A 24285-nucleotide genomic window follows, 5' to 3' on the forward strand; every position below is an offset into this window, starting at 1 on the left:
AAACCAATGAAACGTGAACTTTTACTGGAAAAAATTGAAGAATACAAAGCTCTCATGCCGTGGTTCGTCTTGGAATATTACCAATCGAAACTATCGGTACCGTATTCTTTTACGACCTTATATGAATATCTCAAGGAATATAAACGCTTTTTTGACTGGTTGATTGACTCAGGCATTTCAGATGCTGATGAGATTGCCTCAATTGACATCAAAACCCTAGAAAATCTTACAAAAAAAGATATGGAATCGTTTGTCCTTTATCTCCGTGAACGTCCCTCTTTAAATACCTATTCTACAAAACAAGGTGTCTCTCAAACGACCATTAACCGGACACTTTCAGCTCTATCTAGTCTCTATAAGTATTTAACCGAGGAGGTCGAGGGTCCTGATGGTGAGCCATATTTCTATCGTAACGTCATGAAAAAAGTTTCTACTAAGAAAAAGAAAGAAACTTTAGCTGCTCGAGCTGAGAATATCAAACAGAAACTCTTTCTAGGCGATGAAACCATGGAGTTCCTTGATTATGTAGAAAAAGAATACGAAGTCAAACTATCAAATCGCGCAAAATCGTCGTTTTATAAGAATAAAGAGCGAGATCTAGCAATTATTGCCTTGCTACTGGCTTCAGGGGTTCGACTTTCTGAGGCTGTTAACCTGGACCTTAAAGATATCAATCTGAAAATGATGGTCATTGATGTTACTCGAAAAGGTGGCAAACGAGACTCAGTTAATGTAGCAAGTTTTGCAAAACCTTATCTTGAGTCTTACCTTAGTATACGTGATAAACGCTATAAGGCTGAAAAGCAAGACCTTGCCCTATTTTTAACGGAATATCGAGGTGTACCTAACCGTATTGATGCTTCAAGTATCGAAAAAATGGTTGCTAAATATTCTCAGGACTTCAAGATACGTGTGACTCCCCACAAATTACGACACACCTTGGCTACACGTCTTTATGATGCTACCAAGTCTCAAGTTTTAGTTAGTCACCAACTTGGCCATGCTTCTACTCAGGTCACTGATCTATACACGCATATTGTTAATGATGAGCAAAAAAACGCCCTAGACAATCTATGATAAGTTTACTACTAGCCATTCCAACTCGGAATGGTTTTGTAATTTGCATAAATTTAATTATGCAATAAAGTGGTTTATAATAACATAACTTTATTTATGTAAAATAGTTCACGCAAAAACAAGCTCTCCATTTTGGAAAGCTTGTTTGTTTTCACTAATAATCTTTAAGTGTAGATTCAACGGCTGCTTTTTCTTTGTCAATCAAGTTTACTCGTGCGGCAATTGTCTTAATTCCCATCAAGATATTACGTTCTAGGCCTTTATCGCTTGTTTGTGGCTCAAAGAAGGCAATATACTGATCAAGACGTTCTTGAGTTTTAAAGACCGATGCTGGGATATTAACAAAGGTATCAAAGCTCATATCTCCACCAAGGGCAGCCTTAATCCATTCCCAATTCTCTTTAGCCCAGTTCCAAATGGTTTCTTGAGCATAAGATTTATTAAGGAAGCTTAGGTACCAAAGGTACAAATCTTGAGGTTTAACAACATTTTTATCCTTCAAATGACCTAAAACGTAGTCAAGACCTTCTTGATTTTTAAGGTAAGCGACTGCTTGAGTCAATTGACGACGGAAGTTACTATCGTTGGTTGCAACGTAAGCATTCACATATTCTTCAACAAGCTCAAGACTGTTTTCTTGTTTCATTTGGTTGATAAGGACAAGACCTCGGACACTTGCTGGAATGCTTTCGAAGTTTTCTTTATGTGCTTGGAAAACACTTGCTGCTGCTAAAACGGCCGGTTGATAGTCTGCCTGAATCAAATAGCCAAGCATTGTCTGACGTACCATCTCGTCTTCATCTGACTCGCCTTCTTTGGCTTCAAAACCAAGACGCTCAAAGTCATTTTGGAATTGACGACGTACCAAGGCGTTATAATGAACTTCTGCTTCTGTATCTTCATCAATAAAACGCTTCAAACCGCTAAGAATTTGTGATTTAGCTTGAGCAATCAAGAAGCTTTCTTCTTTTTCAACCAAATCAAGCAAGGTGATTAGGCTTGCGTAAGAAATACGTCCACTTTCAGCTAAGAGACGACGTTCTTGCAAGATTTGAAGTTTACTTACAGTATCAAGGAGTGCAAATTCATCAAGGATATTGTCCAAGAGCTGTCCTTGGTAATCTGTGATGTAGTGAGCTGTATTTGCTGTGTTGAGACGGAGAGCCCCCTCATTTTGGGCTTCAAGTTGACCATAATTTGGAATCTCAATTCGTTCTACTGAAAGTGTATCTGGTAGACCCTTCCAATTTGAGTTCAATGGGATTTCCCAAAGTCGACCTTTATCCTCGTGTTCACCAATGAAGAACTGTTTTTGACTAAGGACAAGCGTGTCATCAACAACTTCTGCATTAACTACTGGGTAACCTGGTTGTTCCAACCAAGTATCCATAAAGCTAGAGACATCTTTTCCTGAAGCATCTGAAAGGGCATCCCAAAGATCACGTCCAACAGTGTTATTATATTGGTGCTTTTCAAAATAAGCTTTAAGTCCTTTAGCAAAGGCTTCATCACCTAGCCAACGACGCAACATGTGCATGAGACGGCTACCCTTAGCATAAACGATGGCACTGTCAAAGAGGGTATTAATCTCATCAGGATGATTGACTTCCATATGGACAGACTGGACACCATCTGTAGCATCACGTTGGAGGGCATGTGGAACACCAGTTGTTTGGAAATCTTCAAAGATGTTCCAACTTGGTTCAATAGCATCTACTGAAACATATTCCATCATGTTGGCAAAACTTTCGTTAAGCCAGAGGTCATCCCACCATTTCATCGTTACAAGGTTACCGAACCATTGGTGAGCTAATTCGTGGGCAACAACAAGGGCTACCTGTTGACGGCTTACAACAGAGCTATTTTCATCTACAAGAAGGTAAACCTCACGGTAAGTAACAAGTCCCCAGTTTTCCATAGCACCTGCTGAGAAATCAGGAAGGGCAAGGTGGTAAGACAATGGAATAGGATATTTTACTTGGAAATAATCTTCGTAGAAATCAATGACACGAACGGCAATGTCAAGCGCAAAGTCAACACTGTTTGCTGCTTGTGCAACTGTAGCGAAGACGCCGACTTCTGTACCGTTTTGAGTTTTAGCGGTTTTACCTTGGAGAGCTCCAAACCCAAAGGCTAGGAGATAAGTTGACATACGTGGTGTTGTCTCAAAGGTCCAAACGCCAGTTTCTTCACGGAGATGACTATTGATTTCAGGCATATTTGACAAGGCAATATCGCCTTCTTCAGCGTCAAATTTCAATGAGAAATCAAAGGTCGCTTTAGCTTCTGGTTCATCAATAGATGGGAAAGCTTCACGCGCAAAATGAGATTCAAACTGTGTTGAAATGATTTCCTTCTTCTCACCATTGTGGGTGTAATATGATGGGTAGATCCCGGTCATATTGTCTGTAATACGACCTGAAAATTCAATGACAAGCGTTAAAACCCCAGTCTCTGGAAGTTCAATATGGAAAGCCTCATTGGCATCATCCATTTGAAAGTTTAGTGATTCATTATCCAAGAGAATAGAATGGATGGTAAGGTCTTTTTGGTGAAGGGAGATATGGTTATCAAGGGCTTCACCTGTAATGGCAACATTCCCTGTAAAGGTCTTTTCAGAACGATTAATATCCAAGAAAAGATTATAATTTTCAGGGATGAAACTTTCGATAAAACGAGCAACAGATGCTGTCATACGTATATACTCCTAACTAGCTTTTCGTATCGAAACAGACTGACAAATGTTTCGATATTAGGTACTTTACTTTAAAAGAAAAGTACCTGAATTTATTCAATACAGACCCATTATAACATAGATTGCAAGCTTTGCCTACAGTTCAATGATTTTACCAGATTTGAGATAGACGACCCATTCGCATAAATTACGGGCGTAGTCACCAATGCGTTCCAAATACATGAGTACTTGGAAATATTCTTTAGCAGCGAAGGCTGCATCTGGATTTTTCCGGACACCTTCTACCGTCATGGATTGGATATCACGGAAAAAGTTGTCAATGATTTCATCTGAAGCTGCGATTTCATAAGCACGCTTTTCGTCAGCATTCAAGTAAACTTCAAGAGCTTCTTCAACCATATGGCGGACTGCTTTCCCCATTTTCTTGATCTCAGCTTCAATATCAGTCATTCGGTTTTCACCCTTAATACGGATGGTCGCCTTTGCGATGGCAACGGCATGGTCACCCATACGCTCGACATCACTAGATGCTTTTAGTGCAGTGATAACAGTACGTAAATCACTTGATACAGGTTGCTGAAGGGCAATAATTTCAAGCGATTTTTTCTCAAGTTTGGTTTCGTAGTTATTGACAATTTCATCGTTTTCAATAACTTCTTTAGCCAATTCACGGTCATGGCTGATGAAGGCACGTACTGCTTTTTTGAGCTGAGCAGCAACTTCGGTACCCATGGCATAAAATTGATTGTGGAGTTTTGCTAATTCTTCTTCGAAGGGTGTTCGTAACATCATAATTGGTAATGAATCCGTCCTTTCTTAACCGAACTTACCGGTAATGTAATCTTCTGTTTCTTTGTGTTGTGGATTAAGGAACATATGCTTAGTCGATGAATATTCAATGAGTTGTCCATCAAGGAAAAAGCCTGTTCGTTGGGAGATACGACTAGCTTGTTGCATAGAACGAGTAACAAGCAACAAAGTGTACTGGTCTTTTAGGTTGTAGAGGGTTTCTTCGATTTTTCCTGCCGAGATAGGGTCCAAAGCTGATGTTGGCTCGTCAAGTAGGATAACCTTTGGTGATGTTGCAAGAACCCTTGCGATACAGATACGTTGTTGTTGTCCTCCCGAAAGGCCGAGAGCTGATTCATGGAGACGGTCTTTTACTTCTTCCCATATTGAAGCACCTTTTAGAGATTCTTCGACTGCTTTATCAAGGACTGCTTTGTCTTTGATACCATTGATACGAAGTCCATAAACCACGTTTTCATAGATAGACATGGGGAAGGGATTAGGTTGTTGAAAGACCATACCGATTTGCTTTCGTAGCTCAACAGTGTCCGTTCGAGGACTATAGACATTATGACCATTGTAAGATACTGCTCCAGTAAGCGTCCACTCAGGGTTTAAATCTCCCATTCGGTTGATAGAACGGAGCAAGGTTGATTTTCCTGATCCTGAAGGTCCGATAAGGGCTGTGATTTCATTTGGATAGAAATCCATGGTCACGTTATTAAGGGCTTTTTTCTTATTGAAATACACCGATAAATCATTGATGGAAATGATTGGTTCAGTCATAGATGCTCCTTTCTATCCAAAGCGTCCTGAGACATAGTCACTGGTTGACTGTAGGGCAGCATCTTGGAAGATTTTCTTAGTTTTGTCGTATTCGATGAGGTCACCAAGGTAGAAGAAAGCTGTATAATCACTAGCACGCGCTGCTTGTTGCATATTGTGCGTTACGATGATAATAGAGTAGTTTTCTTTGAGTTCGAACATGGTTTCTTCTAGTTGCATCGTGGCAAGAGGGTCCAGTGAGGCGGCAGGTTCATCCATGAGAAGGATACGTGGTTTAACAGCAATGGCCCTTGCTATACAAAGCCGTTGCTGCTGACCGCCTGATAGGGTAAAGGCTGATTTATGAAGATCATCTTTCACCTGATCCCAAAGTCCAGCCTGCTTAAGTGAGGTTTCAACAATTTCATCCAAGGTTTGTTTGTCTCTCACCCCTTTACGTTCGTGGGCAAAGGTAATATTTTTATAAATAGACTTGGCAAAAGGATTAGGACGCTGAAAGACCATGCCAATATGTTTGCGCATTTCATAAACATTGATATTATTAGCATTAACATTGACGCCTTCATATAGAATTTGTCCAGTGACCTTGGCAATATCAATAGTATCATTCATACGGTTTAAACTACGAAGGAAGGTTGATTTTCCACATCCCGAAGGCCCAATCAGAGCCGTAATTTTATTTTTTTCGAACTTCATATCAATACCTTTGATGGCTTCTTTTTGGCCATAGTAGACATGTAAGTCCTTGGTTTCAAGAGCGAGCTCCTTCTCTGGGAAGGTGATAATATGACGCTCATCCCAATTGTATTTAGTCATGGTAACTCCTTTAAGCGGATGTTAATTTCTTGTGGAGGTAGGCCCCTAAACGACGTGCACCAAAGTTGAAAATCAAAATGAAAATCAAGAGTACTGCTGCTGAACCAGCTGATACAGCTGTAGCGTCAGGTGTCGTCCCTTCAGAATTGACTTTCCAGATGTGAACAGCAAGCGTCTCAGCTTGGCGGAAGATCGAAATCGGACTAGAGATAGAAAGTGGATTCCAGTCACCCCAGTTAAGGGCCGGTGCTGATTGACCAGCTGTGTAAATAAGTGCTGCTGCTTCTCCAAAAATACGGCCAGATGCAAGTACAATCCCAGTTACAATTCCTGGTAAGGCCTCTGGTACGACAACATAACAGATGGTTTCCCAGCGAGACAAGCCTAAAGCAAGACCTGCTTCACGCTGGGTATGGTGAACCGTTCTTAGACTATCTTCAACAGTACGTGTCATTTGTGGTAGGTTAAAAACGGTAAGTGCCAAGGCACCTGATAGAATTGAAAAACCATACTGAAATTGAACAACGAAAATCAAATAACCAAAAAGTCCAACTACTACTGATGGTAGTGATGAAAGAATCTCAATACAAGTCCTTACAAAGTTTGTGACTCTTCCTTTTTTAGCGTATTCGGAAAGATAAATACCTGCTCCCATTGAAAGAGGGACAGAAATAATCAAGGTAATCACTAAAAGAAAGAATGAATTGTAGAGTTGAACACCAATTCCTCCTCCGGCTTTGTAGGACGATGATCGACTTGTCAAGAAAGACCAGCTAATGTGTGGTAACCCACGAACCAAGATATAGAGAATCAAGGCTGCTAGTATTGTTACAATAATGCCAGCAATCACATAGAGTGTGCCGATGGCAATTTTATCAATTTTTTTAGCGTTCATAATTTCTCTTTCTTTCACGGGTAATGAATTTAACCAACATATTGAAACCGAGGCTCATTAATAAGAGTACCAGGGCAAGTGACCAGAGGACATTGTTTGAAACTGTGCCCATGACGGTATTTCCGATTCCCATAGTCAATACAGATGTCAAGGTTGCTGCCGGTGTAGTTAAAGAAGTTGGAACCACAGCAGAATTTCCGACGACCATCTGGATGGCAAGAGCCTCACCGAAGGCACGGGCCATACCAAAGATAACGGCCGTGAAGATACCTGGTTTAGCCGCATTAAGCGTCACTCGCCAAATGGTTTGCCAGCGAGTAGCCCCCATGGCAAGACTGGCTTCACGATAGTGACGTGGTACCGCACGAAGCGTGTCTGTCGTCATAAAGGTTACGGTTGGTAAAATCATGACGAACAAGACAAAGGTACCTGAAAGGATACCAAATCCTGTACCACCAAAAATGAAACGAACAAATGGGACCACGACTTGGAGACCAATGAATCCATATACAACAGATGGAATCCCAACCAAAAGTTCAATAGCAGGTTGCAGGAATTTAGCCCCCTTAGGAGAAATTTCAGTCATAAAGATGGCTGCCCCAATAGCAAATGGCGTTGCTACTAAGGCTGAAAGTAGGGTAACCACGAATGAGCCCAAAATCATTGGCAGCGCCCCGAATTTGCCTTCAGATGGTGACCAATTCCCACTAAAGAGGAACTCAATCAAACTAACCTTATTGACAAAGAAAGTAGCTAGTCCTTTTTGGGCTACGAATAGTAAAATCATTGCTACAATGAAAACAATCAAAGCTAGGCAAAGAAAAGTGATTGTTTTACCAAACTTTTCGAGGCGTGAATTTTTAGAGGGTGATGTTAACTGCTTCACCAAATCTTCATTTTTCATGCTTACTCCTCACTCTTCTTTGTGACTTTACCATCAGCATCCTTTGTTACTTTCATACTATGGATGGAAATGTAACCCATTTTTGAAACGACGTTCTCTTGAACCTCGTCGCTCATCATATAGTCTAGGAATTGTTTTGTATAACCATCGGGCTTACCTTTAGTATACATATGTTCGTAAGACCAGATTGGCCAATCATTAGTTGCAACATTTTCAGCCTTTGGTTCAAAGCCATTAAGCTTCAATGTTTTAACAGAGTCATCAAGGTAAGCAAATGATAGGTATGAAATCGCTCCAGGCGTTTGAGCGACAATTGACTTAACCATTCCGTTAGAGTCTTGCTCTTGCGTGCGAATAGGGGATTTTCCGTCCATAATGACAGCATCAAAAGTGGCACGTGATCCTGAACTTGCTGCACGGTTGATGATGGTAATATCCAAATCCTGTCCACCGAGTTGTTTCCAATTTGTAATTTCGCCTGTGAAAATTTTGCGAAGTTGCTCTGTTGTTAGGTTGTCAACAGAAACTTCTTTATTGGTAATAACGGCAATGCCAGCAACAGCAACTTGAAAGTCAACAAGCTTACTAGCATCTATTCCAGATTTTTCCTCAGCAAAGAGATCGCTGTTACCGATTTGGACAGCTCCAGATTGAACTTGTGAAAGCCCTGTACCGGAACCACCCCCTTGGACATTAACAATTTTTTCAGGGCTCTTTTCAGCGAAACCATCTGCTGCTGCTTCCACTAAAGGTTGAAGAGCCGTAGACCCAACTGCTGTAATGGACTGACCACGGTCAATCCAAGAGGCACAGCCAGTTAAGACTAGTGTGGCCATTGCTAGTGATAAAATCACTGCAAGGACTTTTGTTTTTTTCATTTTTGTCCTCCGAGATTTTTGTAACAAAATAGCGTAATATATAGGCTTCTAAAAGACATCTCTTTAATTATACCAAGGATAGGATGATTAAGTCACATTAAACTTTGATTACAGGCTGTCAGATATGGTATCTCAACCCCTTTGGATAGTAATTTTTTACGGTATTTCCAACGACTTTGGCAAATCCAAACCCATTGCCATCAACCAATAATTGATACCAACCGTTAGGAAGGGCTTGGTCTAAAGTAACCACATTGCCTGAAACATACTGGGCAAACTGCTCTTGATTGAGGGATAGACTTGAAACAACTTCATCAGAGGTTAGTGCCATTCCGAGTGCAAAACTTGGTTCGAAACGTTTCTTCTTGAAGATTCCTAGATGCAACCCATTACGAGCGATTTTCACTTTGGAAAGATCTGGAAGACCATTAGGAAGTAAGTAAAGATTATCTCCAAAAACCTGAAGTAAACCATCTAGATGTGTTTTAAGGTGCTTTTTATCGAAGGCTTCCCAAAGTTGCTTCTGCTCCTTATTGAGGTTAGATTTCCCTTCTTTGATACGCTTTTGCTCGGTTAGGCGCTGATCTTGAAATTTTGCCACAAATTGCCCCTCACCCTTAAAATGATGCGGATACATACGAGCTGTTTCTGGAAAATTGATTCCATGACACATACCATTTTGTTTCGGAATGTCTACCAATTCAAGGTCAGGGTAATTCTCTAAAATCCAAGAGACCACACCTTCATTCTCCTCAGGGGACCAGGTGCAGGTTGAGTAGATTAATTGGCCACCTGGGGCAAGCATCTTCAAACCATCTGTTAAGATGTCCTTCTGCAATTGTGCTAGCTCACTCGGATAGTCCTTGTGCCAATATTGGATTGCATCAGGGTCTTTGCGGAACATCCCTTCACCAGAACATGGTCCATCAAAGACAATCGTATCAAAGTAATTTTTGAAAACTTTAGCTAGTTTATCGGCTGACGTATTAGTCACCACGACATTTCTAGCACCAAAACGTTCAATATTTTCAACTAAAATCTTGCTACGTTTGGGATTGATTTCATTGCTAACGAGCAGTCCTGTATTGTCTAGATAGCTTAGAAGATGGGTAGATTTTCCGCCTGGAGCAGCTGCTAAATCTAAGACACGACTTCCCTTAGTTGGAGCTGCAACTTGAGCGACCATTTGAGCTGCAGGTTCCTGAGAATAGACTAAACCAGTCGCATGGTCAGAAGATTTCCCAGAAATTTTCCCGTAATGACCCCAAGGTGTTTCAGGAATAGCATCAGGATAGTTTTTCTGCTGCTTTTTAAGAGGATTTGTGCGATAGGCAGATACGGCTTCCTGGTCAAAAGATGCGAAGAAGTTATCTGCTTCTTTACCTAATAAGTTAGTGTATTTTTCTACAAAATCTAATGGAAATTCCATAGTTTCCTTTCTATTAAAAAACTGGACCAACCAAGAGGACTTATGGTCCTGATTTGTCCAGTATACTTATTCAATTAATCTTTAGAGCTCATAATGGTTTTAATGTCATTGAGCTTTGCTTTAGGAACAAGCATTACCGCTTGACGACTAGAGTAATCAAGAGCTTCTCCGTTAATGGTCTCAAGCTGATAACCTAATTTTTCACCCATAATACTTGCTGCAGCATAGTCCCACGGGTAAATGATAGAAAAATAGGCTAAAATTTGACCAGATAGGACTTTTGACATACTTAAACCGGCACCACCATAAACACGTACGCCCAAGGTTTTATTAATAAAGCTTTGGAGGCCATGAAAATTTTTAGCAAACATGGCTGCATTACTAGCAACTAGACATCGATTTAAAGGACGATCTTGATATACTGGAAGTAACTTATCATTACAATAAACATCGAATTGGCCACCACCATAGAAAAGCTCATCAGCCATGACGTTATAAATGAGGCCGAATTTTCCTTGGCCCTCTTCGTAGTAAGCAATCATGACACAAAAATTTTCTTGTTGAACAATAAAATTGACTGTTCCATCAATAGGATCCAAGACCCAGACATTACCATCTTTTATATCATGAACTAGGCCATTTTCTTCTGCAAAAATATGATCCGTAGGGAAAGCAGATTGAATCCTAGCAACGAGTAAATCTTGTGTTTGCTTATCAATATTAGTTACTAAATCATCAAAAGCTGTCTTTTCTTCGACTGTTATCGTTTTTGACAAACTGTCTTTAATAAAATCTCCAGCTTCTTTTATGATTTCTTTTGCGAAACTCAATTTATTTTCCAAGTGAGATTAATCCTTTATCTTGTGCTTTGGCGGCTTTGATAGCTTGGTAGGTTGAAAAACCGCTAGCTTCTTCAAAAGCCTTGTCGAGTTGCTTTTCAGGTGCCTTTCCGGGGACAACAATCTTAAATGCTTTATAGGCTTGCAAGAGTTGATCACGATCAACCTTGCTTTCGTATGCTTTTTCTACCTGACTCAAAAAATGAAGCACTGTGGTAATTTCCTCAGTGCTCCACGATGGATCGAGTGGGTAGGAATAATTTCCTTTAGTCATTGTTACCCTCAATTTCAGCACGAATGGTCGCTTGACGTAGTTCTTGCTTTCTATAGTCACGAGGCAAAAAAGCACGAATTTCATCTTCATTAAACCCAATTTGCATGCGTTTGTTATCCATAATGATAGGTCGACGAAGAAGATTTGGATATTCAGAAATCAATTGAATAAGTTCCTTGATAGTTAAATCATCTACATCGATGTTTAATTTTTGAAAGACTTTTGAACGGGTTGAAATGATATCCTCTGTACCATTTTCTGTATAAGACAAAATCCTCATCAACTCATCGTGGGTTAATGGGCTTGTGATAATATTGTGTTCGTTAAAAGCAACTTCATGATTGGTCAACCAGGCTCTTGCTTTCCTACAGCTGGTGCAGCTAGGTGATAAAAATAAAGTTACCATGCAAACGCCCCTTTCACTTTAACATTCCTAATTATTATACAATATTTGTATAGTTTTGGCTACGCTTTCTTAAAATTTTCTGCGATTTTTTTTGTCTGCATTCAATTGTCCACAAAGTTCATCTATGCTATTAAACTTAACCATATCACGGATATATTCTAGCCAGAAGACTTCAATCGTTTTCCCATAGATGTCGCCTTCAAAATCAAAGATGTTGGCTTCAAGACGCAGTTCTGTCCCTCCAAAGGTGACATTTTTACCCAAGCTGGTCATAGAACGATAGCGTTTTCCATCAATGACGACGTCAGCAACGTAAACCCCATCAGCTGGTAGAAAGGTTCTATCAATTGGTGCTAGATTGGCCGTTGGAAAACCAATAGTGCGTCCACGCGCATCTCCGTGGACCACAATACCTCGTGTAGAGAATTCATGTCCCAAGAGGTCATTTGCCTCTTTAACCTTACCTTCTCTAATCAACTGGCGAACACGAGTTGATGAAATTTTTTCACCATCACTTTGTTGCTCTTCAATGACATGTACCCTTCCGGAAAAATTTCGAGCTAAATAGTCTGCATCCGTTCGATGGTGTCCAAACTTGTAATCAAATCCCACAACAATCTCTTGAGCCTTCAAACGCTTAATATAACGATCAATGAAGTCATCAGAACTGGTTCGGGCGAAATCACTATTGAAATCTGTTAAATAAAGTTGATCTGTTCCGTAAGCTTCAAAAAGATTACAACGTCTTTGAGGTGCAGTGATATGAAGAAGGAGGTCATCTGTATAGCGTTGGAATGTCAGTTGCGGACTCTCGTTAAAGGTAAGGACAGCTACTTCAAGCTGTTTCTCATCAGCAATCTGACGTGCCTTATCAAACAGGACTTTATGACCACGGTGAAGCGCATCGAAATAGCCTAAGACAAGGACTGTTTCCTTCTCCTGATGGATATCTTTATAATCATTAATAGACGTTACTTTCATTGGATTAATACTTTTCTAGGTTTATAGACGTGATGTCGCTTTTCCATGATGGCTAGAACCTTGTCACCCAAAAAGGCAGCTACCAGAGGTTCTTGGCTCTCTAAGGAAATAAAGCGACCAAATGAGATTTCTTTGGCATCTTCTTCAGTGACTTGCACAGCCGGTAGGTCCTGAACACCAAATTCGATAGGGAGTAAGAAAGACTCATCCCCTGCTTCTACCATTTCTGAAATTTGTGAGAGGGTTAGGGCTAAATCTAACGTTAACCCTGCTGAAGCTGTTCGACGCAAAGCAGACATGTGGCTAGCATAACCAAGTTTAGCACCTAAGTCGACAGATAAGGTACGGACATAAGTTCCTTTGCTACAAGCAACACGGAAGGTAAATCTTGCAGTGCCGTTTTCAAGTTTAATAGGTGAGGTACGAACAAACTCGGTAATTGTCACTTGGCGTTGTGGACGTTCGACTTCTTGGCCGGCGCGTGCATATTCATAAAGTTTTTTCCCATTGACTTTAACTGCTGAGTACATCGGTGGGGTTTGTGTGATTTGGCCCTCAAAACTAGACATGGCTTTATCAACAGATTCTTCATCCAGCTCTGTTAAAGGTGTTGTTTGGACGACGTCACCGCTAGCATCTTCGGTCGTTGTCGAAAAGCCAATGGTAATTTCACCCTCATAGACCTTGCCAGCTTCAGTCATGTATTCAATGACACGAGTAGCCTTTCCAACTGCTATAGGTAAAACACCAGTAACATCAGGATCTAGGGTTCCACCGTGTCCGATTTTCTTTTCATGTAAAATTTTGCGCAGTTTAAATACTGCATCGTGACTGGTCATTCCAGCTTCTTTTTTTAGATTAATAATTCCCGAAATCATACTTTTAATTATATCAAAAGCAAGCCTAAAGAGCTAGGTAGAAACATAAAGAGGCCAAGAGTAAATTCTCTAGCCTCTTCAGATGTTTATAACGTCACATTTACTTCTTCTTTTTAATCAATATCCCTTTTGAGGTCGCTATCTAGCTCAAAGAAAGGCTGGATATCTTGGACATACTCTAGGACGCCCTGAAAGTCTCCTTTATCGTCTCGTACAGCAGCATAGGTGACGTAGACGAATTTTCCTAGACGTTCAGATTTGAACCACATTGGTACTTGGTCACGCTCACCACTTCTGAGTAAGTCAAAGATTTTCTTGACCTTGTCAAGGACTTTTGGCGGATGACAAAGTTCAACATTCCGTCCAATTTGACTAGGTGTTCGTTTAAAGACCATTTCATTGGCTGGAACATTGTCGTTATAGTATTGGAAAATATCATCTTTATTAACGAAAGTGATTTCCAAAGGGAGATGATTGAGGATGAGATTGGCCTGTTCAACAGAGAGATAACCATTGCCAAAAGGCTGTGTGGTTTCTCTATCTACGACAGTTTCAGCCTTTGGTTTCGATGTGAAGCTGATGGTGAATTGCCCTTCAGGGGTATCTATGACACGAGTATTGCCGATATTCTCATCAGCTTTCGGACTAGACTTTTCTTCTAGTACAGTATCATCAAAACGCTCTCGCTTAGGCTTCCAGATAGCTGTAGGCTTTATAATAGCATAGCCATAGGCATCGCTCTCCTCAGCAATGGAAAGCCAATCATCCTGCGTGAAGGTTTCTAGCAGAATCATAAGTAGGATGGCTTCTTCCTTGAAAATCATAGCTTCAAACTCTTCCGAAAAGGCTTCAAATGCTTTTGAAAACTCTTCTAAAGTACTTTCTGGAAGTGCTTTGAGTTTAGCTTCTGCTACTCTAAAAAGTTTTCGGATGTCATCGTCTACACCCCACATCACTTTTGGCGGGGAGTCATGACCGTAACGCTCCATAATTGGAAAGAAGAGCTTTTCTTTACGTGTGTAATGATTATGGAATTGACCAAGTAATGACATCTGATGCTTAAGCCCATTTACTAGGTCAGATTTAAACTCTTCATTTTCAGGCTTACTGATATTTTCTATGATACGTCGAATACGGAGAATAGCTGAACGTAGGGCTAAATTCTCTTGTTTAAACACATAAACTGGGTGGCCTTCTTGATCAGCGTCTGCTACCTCCACATCTGCAATGGCTCCTTTAAAGAGGTTAGCATGTACATTACAGAGGCTCATGACATCTTCAAAGGTAACTCCTTCTTCAGATGCCATCAGTTCATGTTCCATCATAGAGATTTCAAGGGCAGAAACTCCCTTGAAGTGTTGATTGAAGCGCTCTTGAACACTTTCAGGACTGGCTCCATGGTGCAAATCTAGTAGAATTTCTTTGAGTATTTGAATACGATTGTTTTCCATATCAGTCTCCGATGACATCATATCCATTGAATAGTAAGGTTTGCTTAATTTTATCTAGGGGAATATTAGCTAACTTAGAGCCAGCTTTTAGACTGGTTACCTTACCGACAGTATTTAACATAGCAGGGTTGGACAAGGGCTTGAAACCGAGATCAATCAGTAACTCCTTAACCTCTGGATGCTCTTTAATGATGGTTGCGACTGGTTGTGATAAATCTATAGTGTTGGTTGTCATAGTGACCTCCTAATAACATATTTACTACTACCATTATACACGAGAATAATGAAAAAAGGCCAACAAACCTGAGTCTGTGCCTTTAATTAGTTTCCAAATAGAGCTTCCGTAACATTATGTTGGATATTCTCCCACTCTTGCTCTGCACGAACCATCTTACGATGGAAATCAGCGCGGCCACGTAAATAAGCGGCAATCTGATAATCTTGCTTAACAATTGGTATCTCAGGGATTTTAATATCCAAGAGGTCAGCAGTCGATAAGTTAAGGACGGCCTTACCCTTATCAGCATAATCTAAATAAGTACATCCAATCTCAGTCTCAAGGAAAAATTTGATGTAGAACCCACGAAGTTTTTCTTTAGGACGAAGAACTGTAATATTTGACGAGGCAACCACCTCACGTTTACCTTGATCCTCAAAAACAGCTACTTTTTGCACTGTCCCTTTTGAAGCAATGAGGACATCACCATCCTCTAGCAAAAACCGTAAGAGCTTACGACGTTCTTCAGAAAAAGTTTTAAGGTCTTTATATGAAATACCGCTTGGTGTCATATCGGATAAATTAATAACAGCAAATTCTCCTGGTTCAGCTTTAGCAGGGACAGCTTTGCCTTTGAACTGGTCAACAACATCACCTAAACGAATAAGCTTATCAGTATTAGCTTCATAATTGACAATCAATTGAGGTCTTTCTTTTTCAGTCATTGAATCTCCTTTCTTATATTCGAGTATCCTTAATGAGTATTGTTATACAATAATAGCAAGAAGCTAATACTTTTGCAAGTAAAAACTGCAATAAATGTAAAATAAAAAAAGAGACTAGGTCTCTTAATTACAAGCTCTTAACAGCTGCTACTGCTGCTTCATAGTTTGGATCTGTATTAATATTTTCCAGGTATTCCACGTAAGTAATCTTGTTATCAGCATCAGCTACTAAAACAGCACGCGCTAATAGGTGCCATTCTTCAATAAGAACACCATACGCTCTTCCGAAGTGATTATCGTAGTAGTCAGAAAGCATAATAGCATTTTCAAGTCCCTCAGCACCGCACCAACGAGCTTGTGCAAATGGTAAGTCTACAGAGATAGTAATTACCACAGTATCATCTAGTTCTGATAACTCTTTGTTAAAAGTACGTGTTTGCGTTGAGCAGATACCTGTATCAATAGATGGAACAATAGAGATAACTTTTTTCTTTCCATCGAAATCTGATAGTGATTTTTGACTTAAATCTGTTGTAGTCAATGTAAAATCACGCAAAGTATCTCCTACTTGAAGTTGTTTGTCTTCAGCTACTGTAACTGGTTTTCCGATAAATGTTGGCATAATATTCCTCCAATAGTTTTTCTTTATTGTACTTTAAATGCTAGAACATGACTAGCCATTTGCTTATAAATTTTTAACAAAGAACATTTCATAATCACAGAAGATATATCTATCTGCTAACTTGCTTTCATAATAAGCATGTATTTAATTACTTTTGAGGAGCTTTATCATAGAAGTGTTGTACTATAATACCACCATTTATCGATAGTTTGATTTTAAAAATGTTGAGATGTTTGCTGCTTAAATCCTTTAAGAATGCGATGTTATAGACTAATTTAAAATGCGATTCAAGCTATCTGAAAAAGACCCAGCTAAATGCCGAGTCCATTCGTATTATAATACTTTTAGATTTTTTCCAAGGCAAGTTTCAAATCTTCAATCAAATCATCTGCATTTTCCAAACCGACAGATATTCGAATTTGATTTGGAGTGACACCGCAGGCAAGCAAATCTTCTTCTGCCAATTGTTGATGGGTTGTTGTTGCAGGGTGAACAACCAATGATTTTGCATCGGCAACGTTGGCAAGGTCTGAGAAGATTTCAAGGTTATCAATGACTGTACGAGCTTCATCTTGTCCGCCCTTAACATGGAAAGTGAAAATAGAACCTGGTCCTTTAGGGAAGTATTTTTGTGCCAAGTCATAGTAAGGACTTGATGGCAATCCAGGATAGTTTACTTTCTCAACTTTTGGATGGTTTTCCAAGAAATCTACGATTTTTTTCGTATTTTCGACGTGGCGTTCTACACGAAGTGAGAGGGTTTCAAGGCCTTGCAAGAGCAAGAAGGCATTGAAAGGTGCCAAGGCTGCACCTGTATCACGCAAAAGTTGTGTACGGAGGGCAGTAATAAACGCTGCTGCACCGACATCACGTGTATAACTGATATTGTGGTAAGAAGGATCTTCATCCACCAATTGTGGGAATTTACCTGAAGCTTCCCAATCAAATTTACCAGAATCGACGATAAGGCCTCCGATAGTTGTCCCATGTCCACCGATAAATTTAGTCGCAGAGTGAACCACGATATCTACACCATGAGAAATAACGTTAATAAGACAAGGTGTACCGAATGTATTGTCAGCCACCAATGGAATCTTATGACTGTGAGCGATGTCAGCAATCTTTTCAAAATCTGGAATGTTGATAAGTGGGTTACCCAAAGACTCAATCAAGACAAGTTTTGTATTGTCTTTGATTGCAGCTTCTACTTCTTCAGGATTGTTGACGTCAACAAAAGTTGTTGTGACACCATAACGTGGGAGTGTTTCTTTCAAGAGGTTAAAAGTTCCACCATAAAGCGTTGTTGCAGCAACAACATGATCTCCGGCGTGTGCCAAACCAAGTACTACATAAGTGATAGCAGCCATACCTGAAGCAGTTGCCAAGGCACCAACACCACCTTCTAGTGCAGCAATACGGTCTTCAAGGACTGCTACAGTAGGGTTGGTAATACGAGTGTAAATGTTACCAGGTTTTCTAAGGGCAAAGAGATCTTCACCTTCTTGAGCATTATCAAAAACGTATGAAGTTGTTTGGTAAATAGGAACCGCACGTGATTTAGCTTCCTTATCAGGGGCTTGTCCAGCATGCAATTGTAGGGTTTCAAATGAAAATTCTCGTGTCATATGTGTTTCCTCCAAAACAAAAGTTGCCTTCATTCTACACCTAGCAAGTCAAGCTGTCTAATAGAAATTTCTTATCAGAGTGATAGATAGGGTTTATAAAAAGAACCATTCGGTCCTTTTATTTCTTTTCAATGGGTGCAACACTTGCTAGAACTTTTTTAAGTCCCACCTCTGGGAATTTAATCTTAAGTTCTTGGGTTTTACCACTACCAGTCACTTCTAGAACAGTTCCGTCTCCCCACTTCTTGTGATGGGCGATGTCGCCAATTTCCCAGTCTGTTGCTGTCTTGCTTGAGTCAGACGTTTTTCCAAATGGTAGCCCTCCGGTAGCTTTTGAAAATGGCTGAGCGCCAGTACGTCTTTGCGGTTGTGCATTGGCTTTTCTGGTCTGAAGCGCTTGTTGTAAGCTCATTCCTTGACCAAATTGTGTCGGTTCATCCTTCGTAAAACGAACGCCAAAAGATGAATTAGCAGGACGTGCAAGACCTTGATATTGTAATAAATCATCTGAAATTTCTCGCAGGAAACGACTAGGACGATTGTAATTAGTCTTACCAAAAAGGGTTCGAGTATTAGCATTAGTTAAGAAAAGAATCTCTTCAGCACGAGTAATTCCTACGTAAGCCAAGCGACGCTCTTCTTCAAGCTCATCTGGCTCTTCTGAAGCACGTGATAAGGGGAAGACACCTTCTTCCATACCAATCAAGAAGACAACTGGAAATTCAAGCCCTTTGGCAGCGTGGAGGGTCATTAAGGTTACTTCTGCTGCTTCGACATCACCATCGTCCGTGTCAGCAATCAAAGCCAGATCGTTCAAGAAACGTCCTAAACGGTCAATACCCGTCTCGTCTTCGGTCTCATCTGTATTGGTTTCGTCGAAATTCTTGGTTACAGACATGAATTCTTCGATATTTTCAATACGTGCCTGACTTTCAAGCGTTTGTTGCATAGAAAGAGCGTCTAGGTAACCAGATTGGTCCAAGACGGCTTCAACAACTTCGGTAATACTTAAGTCATCTAGCTGGTCACGTAGATTCAGAATAACATTAGCAAAGTCATAAACGCCTTGAGCTGCTTTCCCTTTAATCGGTGACAACATAATATTAGCGGAAGCATCTAGAAGACTCATATCCTGCTCGTAGGCAAAGGTACGAATCTTTTCAAGAGTACCAGGACCGACCCCACGTTTCGGTTCATTCACGACACGTTCAAAGCTAATATTATCCGCAGGATTGGCAATCAAGTTCAGATAAGAAATGACGTCACGAATTTCTTTACGACTGTAGAACTTGGTACCTCCAACCATGGTATAAGGAATATTAGACTTGAGCAAGGCTTCTTCAATGGTACGAGATTGGGCGTTGGTACGGTAGAGGACTGCAAAGTCTTTAAAGTTCTTACCTTCTTCACGAACGACGTTATTAATCGTTGAAGCTACGAAAACAGCTTCATCCCGCTCGTCATTAGCACGGTAATAAACGATTTGTTCTCCGTCATCATTTTGAGTCCAAAGTTTTTTAGGACGGCGGTTGCGGTTGTTCTTAATCACCTCGTTGGCCGCTTGGAGAATTTTCTTAGTCGAACGGTAGTTTTCTTCCAGGAGAACTACCTTGGCTTCGGGATAGTCTTTCTCAAAATCAAGAATATTTTGCATATCAGCCCCACGCCAACCGTAGATTGATTGGTCTGCATCACCCACGACACAGATATTCTTAAAGCGAGAAGCCAAGAGTTTCACTAACTGATATTGAGCATGGTTAGTATCTTGGTACTCATCCACATGAATGTACTGATAACGTTGCTGATAATAAGCAAGAACATCTGGATTTTTATCAAAGAGACGCAAAGTCATCATAATCAAATCGTCGAAATCCATGGCCTCACTACGACGAAGCTCTTCTTGATAGGCTTTGTAACATTTAGCAACGATTTGGGTGTACATGTCGCCAGCCTGATGTTCATATGCCACTTCATCTAAAAGGTCGTTTTTAGCGTTGGAAATCGTCCCTAAAATAGCACGCTCATTCCATTTTTTAGGATCAAGATTAAGATTCTTGAGAATACGCTTCATCAGAGTGCGTTGTTCTCCAGGATCCACGATAGTGAAGTTTCGGTTATAGCCAATATGGTCCGCTTCACGACGAAGAATTCGCACGCACATACTATGGAAGGTCGCAATCAAAGTTTCTGAAGTTGCTGGATTTAAAGCCATAGCACGTTCACGCATCTCACGAGCTGCTTTATTGGTAAAGGTGATGGCCAAAATATTCCAAGGATTGACCATTTTTTCGTCAATTAGGTAAGCAATGCGGTGGGTAAGCACTCGTGTCTTACCGGAACCTGCACCAGCCATAATCAAAAGAGGTCCTTCAGTCGTTTGAACTGCTTCTGATTGTTTATCATTCATACCGTTTAATAATGGGTTCATCATGTTCTCCATTCTCAAAAATAAGCTCTACTATTTTATCATTTTTCCGATGAAAATGCAGACTGTAGTCATGATTGTCATCAAATTCTCTAAACTTGAGTTGCTTGTTTCAAACTAGGATATTTGCTAGACATTCTTGATATGATAGCTAAGCTATGTGAGATTTACTTGTTCTTGTGCAATAATGAAAACGTAATATTCGGATTCTTTGGGCTAATTAAGAAAATAGGTATTGACAGTGTTCGGTTTTTTCGGTAAGATATAGTCACAATAAAATATTAACCGAATGACATCATCAGGATGACTGGTGATTGACGGACTTCTGGAGAGAGCTTGAAGCAGCTACTGCTGTTTACAAGACACCGAAGGGGCAAGGGATAACACCCGAAACTCTCAGGTAAAAGGACAGAAAGCATTGCAAGTTTTTAACTTGTATGAATAGCTTTGTATTTTCAGAGGTCTGGTTAAGCCAAACCTCTTTTTTGGCGTCTCGGTTTAAGGAGATTCTAAACTTATGTTAGACTTTTTCACTTCCATTGATGACTTTGTATGGGGACCTCCCCTTCTTGTCCTTCTTGTAGGAACTGGTATCTACCTTACAATCCGTCTAGGACTTTTGCAAATCATTCGTCTGCCTAAAGCCTTTAAACTTATCTTTGCTGAAGATAAAGGGGAAGGTGATATTTCTAGTTTTGCAGCCCTTGCGACAGCTCTTGCCGCAACTGTCGGTACTGGTAATATTGTCGGGGTTGCAACAGCCATTAAGACTGGTGGACCTGGTGCCCTTTTCTGGATGTGGATTGCTGCCTTCTTCGGTATGGCAACTAAATATGCCGAAGGACTTTTAGCTATCAAATTCCGTACACTTGACGATCAGGGGAATGTCTCTGGAGGTCCAATGTACTATATTACCAATGGCTTTAAAGGGAAATGGCAAACAATCGCTAAGCCTTTGGCCTACTTCTTTGCCTTTGCCGGTGTGCTTGTCGCATGGTTGGGTATTGGTACCTTCTCACAAGTTAACTCAATCACAGCATCTCTTCAAAACAGCTTTGATTGGTCACCAAAAATTGTCAGTGTGATCTTAGCCCTTATCACTGCTGCTATTATTTTCGGTGGTATTCAATCTATTTCAAAAGTATCTGAAAAAGTTGTGCCATTTATGGCTGGTCTTTACATCATTGCTGCACTTATTGTCATCTTTGCTAACTTCAATCAGCTGTTCCCTGTGCTTGAAATGGTTTTCCAATCAGCCTTTACTGGTAAAGCTGCTGTCGGAGGTTTTGCTGGAGCAACTGTTATGGTCGCAATGCGACTTGGTATTGCGCGTGGGGTATTTTCTAATGAATCAGGTCTTGGTTCTGCCCCTATCGCCGCTGCTGCTGCCAAGACTGAGGAACCTGTTGAACAAGGTTTGATTTCTATGACAGGTACCTTCATCGATACTATCATCATTTGTACCCTTACCGGACTTGCTATTCTCGTAACTGGACAATGGTCTGGTAGCTTAGAAGGTGCACCAATGACACAAGCGGCCTTCTCTTCTGTTTTCGGAACTTTTGGAGAAATTGCCCTAACACTTTCTTTAGTCTTGTTTGCCTTTACGACAGTTCTAGGTTGGTCTTACTATGGGGAACGTTGTTTCGAATTTATCTTCAAATCTACCAAATTCCTCTCATTCTATCGTCTTGTCTTTGTAATCATGGTTGCTCTTGGTGGCTACCTAACACTCGATGTTGTTTGGAAAATTGCGGACATCGTAAACGGCTTGATGGCATTACCTAACTTGATTGCCCTTCTGGTCCTCTCACCAATCATTATCAAAGAGACCAAATCATATTTTGAACGTCATAAATAATGAAAAGAGCTCAGGCTCTTTTTTCTTGTCTTTATCAGCGCCAATTCTTGCGACTACTGCTTATTTGCGTTACAATGAAATAAATTCGTTTTAACACAAATAAAGAAATATTCAAAGGATAAAACATGTCAATTACCAAAGAATTTGATACTATTACAGCTATTTCAACCCCTTTAGGCGAAGGGGCTATCGGTATTGTTCGCTTATCAGGAACAGATGCTATTGCCATTGCTAATAAGGTTTTCAAAGGGAAGAATCTTGAAACCGTTGATTCTCATACCATCAACTATGGTCATATCGTGGAAAATGATGACATCATTGATGAAGTCATGGTCAGTGTCATGCGTGCTCCCAAAACCTTTACCCGTGAGGATGTGGTAGAAATCAACACACACGGCGGAGTTGCGGTAACTAATGAAATTCTGCAACTCCTTATCCGTTCTGGAGCTCGTATGGCTGAACCTGGTGAATTTACCAAGCGTGCCTTCCTAAATGGCCGTGTGGACTTAACTCAGGCTGAAGCTGTAATGGATTTGATTCGCGCCAAGACTGATAAGGCTATGGCAGTTGCTGTCTCGCAACTTGATGGCTCACTCAAGAATCTCATTAACAATACCCGCCAAGAAATCCTTAATACTTTAGCTCAGGTGGAAGTTAATATTGATTATCCTGAGTATGATGATGTTGAAGAGGTTACCACAAATCTTGTCCGCGAAAAAACGCAAGAGTTCCAAGTACTTTTAGAAAATCTTCTTGCCACTGCCAAACGAGGAAAAATCCTACGAGAAGGTCTTTCAACGGCAATTATTGGTCGTCCAAATGTCGGAAAATCAAGTCTTCTCAACAACCTCCTACGTGAGGAAAAAGCTATCGTGACAGACATTGAAGGGACCACTCGTGATGTTATTGAAGAATACGTTAATATCAAGGGTGTTCCACTTAAGTTAATCGATACGGCTGGTATTCGAGATACTGACGATGTTGTCGAAAAAATCGGTGTAGAACGTTCTAAAAAGGCCCTAGAAGAAGCTGATTTGGTTCTTCTTGTCCTTAATAACTCCGAGCCATTAACTGAGCAAGACCGTACCCTCCTTGACATCAGCCAAAATAGCAATCGCATTATTCTCCTAAATAAGACTGACCTTCCTCAAGCTATCCAACTTGAAGAACTTCCCGAAGATGTCATTCCAATTTCAGTCTTGAAAAATGAAAACATTGATAAGATTGAAGAACGCATCAATCAACTCTTCTTTGATAATGCTGGTTTGGTTGAGAAAGATGCTACCTATCTTTCAAATGCCCGTCACATTTCACTCATTGAAAAAGCTCTTGAGAGTCTTGAAGCCGTTAATCAAGGTCTTGAATTAGGAATGCCGGTTGACCTACTACAGGTTGATATGACACGTACTTGGGAAATTCTTGGTGAAATTACTGGTGATGCTGCTCCAGATGAACTCATTACGCAACTCTTTAGTCAATTCTGTTTAGGAAAATAGACATAACTAAATTTATGTAAAAAGATACTCCGTTATCTTTTTCTTTTTATGGTGAAGTTTTACATAATTTTAGTTACGTTAATATAAAACCAAACTATTCCATTTATAATAGGGTGTTATGATTGTTGGAATAGTTTTCGACCATATAAAAACACCTGAAACACTTGGTTTCAGGTGTTTGACAGTGTTAAGAAAGACAAGTTCACAACTGTAATT

22 protein-coding genes and 1 riboswitch are annotated in these 24285 nt (G+C 40.3%); of the genes, 3 read left to right on the forward strand and 19 right to left on the reverse strand.

The features are described 5' to 3' along the window. Positions 1-6: 6 nt before the first annotated feature. On the forward strand, positions 7-1077 hold the full coding sequence (gene xerS / locus HMPREF0848_RS03360) for a tyrosine recombinase XerS (protein WP_008534638.1): 1071 nt from the start codon (positions 7-9) through the stop codon (positions 1075-1077). A gap of 154 nt (positions 1078-1231) precedes the next feature. On the opposite strand, the gene HMPREF0848_RS03365 is transcribed toward xerS, so the two are convergent. The 19 genes from HMPREF0848_RS03365 to pcrA form a co-directional block, all read right to left on the reverse strand. Beyond that, a complete protein-coding gene (locus tag HMPREF0848_RS03365) occupies positions 1232-3772 on the reverse strand; it encodes a M1 family metallopeptidase (protein WP_008534640.1) in 2541 nt (846 codons plus the stop codon). 135 nt (positions 3773-3907) lie between these two features. Beyond that, positions 3908-4561 (reverse strand): phosphate signaling complex protein PhoU, encoded by a 654-nt coding sequence (gene phoU / locus HMPREF0848_RS03370; RefSeq protein ID WP_037608866.1) that lies wholly within the window; start codon positions 4559-4561, stop codon positions 3908-3910. Positions 4562-4588: 27 nt separating this feature from the next. Next, on the reverse strand, positions 4589-5347 hold the full coding sequence (gene pstB, locus HMPREF0848_RS03375) for a phosphate ABC transporter ATP-binding protein PstB (RefSeq protein WP_002888363.1): 759 nt from the start codon (positions 5345-5347) through the stop codon (positions 4589-4591). Positions 5348-5359: 12 nt separating this feature from the next. Then, a complete protein-coding gene (gene pstB / locus HMPREF0848_RS03380) occupies positions 5360-6163 on the reverse strand; it encodes a phosphate ABC transporter ATP-binding protein PstB (protein WP_008534641.1) in 804 nt (267 codons plus the stop codon). A 10-nt stretch (positions 6164-6173) separates the two neighbouring features. Beyond that, positions 6174-7058: a phosphate ABC transporter permease PstA gene (gene pstA / locus HMPREF0848_RS03385; protein WP_037608869.1), complete on the reverse strand. Its 885-nt coding sequence runs from the start codon at positions 7056-7058 to the stop codon at positions 6174-6176. Beyond that, positions 7048-7962 carry a phosphate ABC transporter permease subunit PstC gene (pstC, locus tag HMPREF0848_RS03390; protein WP_008534643.1) on the reverse strand — a complete coding sequence of 305 codons (915 nt, stop codon included), beginning with the start codon at positions 7960-7962 and terminating at the stop codon, positions 7048-7050. Before pstC ends, pstA begins: the two co-directional genes overlap by 11 nt. 2 nt (positions 7963-7964) lie before the next feature. After that, positions 7965-8840, reverse strand: coding sequence for a phosphate ABC transporter substrate-binding protein PstS family protein (locus HMPREF0848_RS03395; protein ID WP_021151881.1), 876 nt, complete (start codon positions 8838-8840; stop codon positions 7965-7967). Positions 8841-8958: 118 nt separating this feature from the next. Next, complete coding sequence (locus tag HMPREF0848_RS03400) at positions 8959-10269, reverse strand: RsmF rRNA methyltransferase first C-terminal domain-containing protein (protein ID WP_037608871.1); 1311 nt, start codon at positions 10267-10269, stop codon at positions 8959-8961. A gap of 74 nt (positions 10270-10343) precedes the next feature. After that, the gene (locus HMPREF0848_RS03405; protein ID WP_008534646.1) at positions 10344-11111 is read right to left on the reverse strand and encodes an inositol monophosphatase family protein; all 768 of its coding nucleotides are present in this window, start codon (positions 11109-11111) and stop codon (positions 10344-10346) included. Beyond that, positions 11101-11382, reverse strand: a complete 282-nt coding sequence (locus HMPREF0848_RS03410) for a UPF0223 family protein (RefSeq protein WP_002888377.1) — start codon at positions 11380-11382, stop codon at positions 11101-11103. Before HMPREF0848_RS03410 ends, HMPREF0848_RS03405 begins: the two co-directional genes overlap by 11 nt. Then, positions 11375-11788: a Spx/MgsR family RNA polymerase-binding regulatory protein gene (locus tag HMPREF0848_RS03415; protein WP_002888379.1), complete on the reverse strand. Its 414-nt coding sequence runs from the start codon at positions 11786-11788 to the stop codon at positions 11375-11377. Before HMPREF0848_RS03415 ends, HMPREF0848_RS03410 begins: the two co-directional genes overlap by 8 nt. Before the next feature lie 69 nt (positions 11789-11857). Continuing rightward, positions 11858-12769, reverse strand: coding sequence for a bifunctional riboflavin kinase/FAD synthetase (locus HMPREF0848_RS03420; RefSeq protein WP_008534647.1), 912 nt, complete (start codon positions 12767-12769; stop codon positions 11858-11860). After that, complete coding sequence (gene truB, locus HMPREF0848_RS03425; protein ID WP_002888381.1) at positions 12766-13647, reverse strand: tRNA pseudouridine(55) synthase TruB; 882 nt, start codon at positions 13645-13647, stop codon at positions 12766-12768. Before truB ends, HMPREF0848_RS03420 begins: the two co-directional genes overlap by 4 nt. 113 nt (positions 13648-13760) lie before the next feature. Next, positions 13761-15098: a DUF438 domain-containing protein gene (locus HMPREF0848_RS03430; protein ID WP_008534649.1), complete on the reverse strand. Its 1338-nt coding sequence runs from the start codon at positions 15096-15098 to the stop codon at positions 13761-13763. A gap of 1 nt (position 15099) precedes the next feature. Beyond that, positions 15100-15333: a DUF1858 domain-containing protein gene (locus HMPREF0848_RS03435; RefSeq protein ID WP_008534650.1), complete on the reverse strand. Its 234-nt coding sequence runs from the start codon at positions 15331-15333 to the stop codon at positions 15100-15102. An 86-nt stretch (positions 15334-15419) separates the two neighbouring features. After that, the gene (locus HMPREF0848_RS03440; protein ID WP_008534652.1) at positions 15420-16040 is read right to left on the reverse strand and encodes a restriction endonuclease subunit S; all 621 of its coding nucleotides are present in this window, start codon (positions 16038-16040) and stop codon (positions 15420-15422) included. 127 nt (positions 16041-16167) lie between these two features. After that, positions 16168-16662, reverse strand: coding sequence for a thiol peroxidase (gene tpx, locus HMPREF0848_RS03445; RefSeq protein WP_008534654.1), 495 nt, complete (start codon positions 16660-16662; stop codon positions 16168-16170). 344 nt (positions 16663-17006) lie between these two features. After that, a complete protein-coding gene (locus HMPREF0848_RS03450; RefSeq protein WP_198003203.1) occupies positions 17007-18287 on the reverse strand; it encodes an O-acetylhomoserine aminocarboxypropyltransferase/cysteine synthase family protein in 1281 nt (426 codons plus the stop codon). 118 nt (positions 18288-18405) lie between these two features. Next, entirely contained in the window at positions 18406-20715 is a 2310-nt protein-coding gene (gene pcrA / locus HMPREF0848_RS03455; RefSeq protein WP_037608874.1) for a DNA helicase PcrA, read from the reverse strand. A gap of 312 nt (positions 20716-21027) precedes the next feature. Then, a riboswitch (glycine riboswitch) is annotated at positions 21028-21134 on the forward strand. Between the two features lie 95 nt (positions 21135-21229). On the opposite strand from pcrA, the gene HMPREF0848_RS03460 reads away from it, so the two are divergent. Next, on the forward strand, positions 21230-22573 hold the full coding sequence (locus HMPREF0848_RS03460) for an alanine/glycine:cation symporter family protein (RefSeq protein ID WP_002888394.1): 1344 nt from the start codon (positions 21230-21232) through the stop codon (positions 22571-22573). 125 nt (positions 22574-22698) lie between these two features. Beyond that, on the forward strand, positions 22699-24069 hold the full coding sequence (gene mnmE, locus HMPREF0848_RS03465) for a tRNA uridine-5-carboxymethylaminomethyl(34) synthesis GTPase MnmE (protein ID WP_008534662.1): 1371 nt from the start codon (positions 22699-22701) through the stop codon (positions 24067-24069). The last annotated feature ends 216 nt before the right edge of the window (positions 24070-24285 follow it).

The organism is Streptococcus sp. C150, assembly GCF_000187445.1.
Taxonomy (GTDB): Bacteria; Bacillota; Bacilli; order Lactobacillales; family Streptococcaceae; genus Streptococcus; species Streptococcus raffinosi.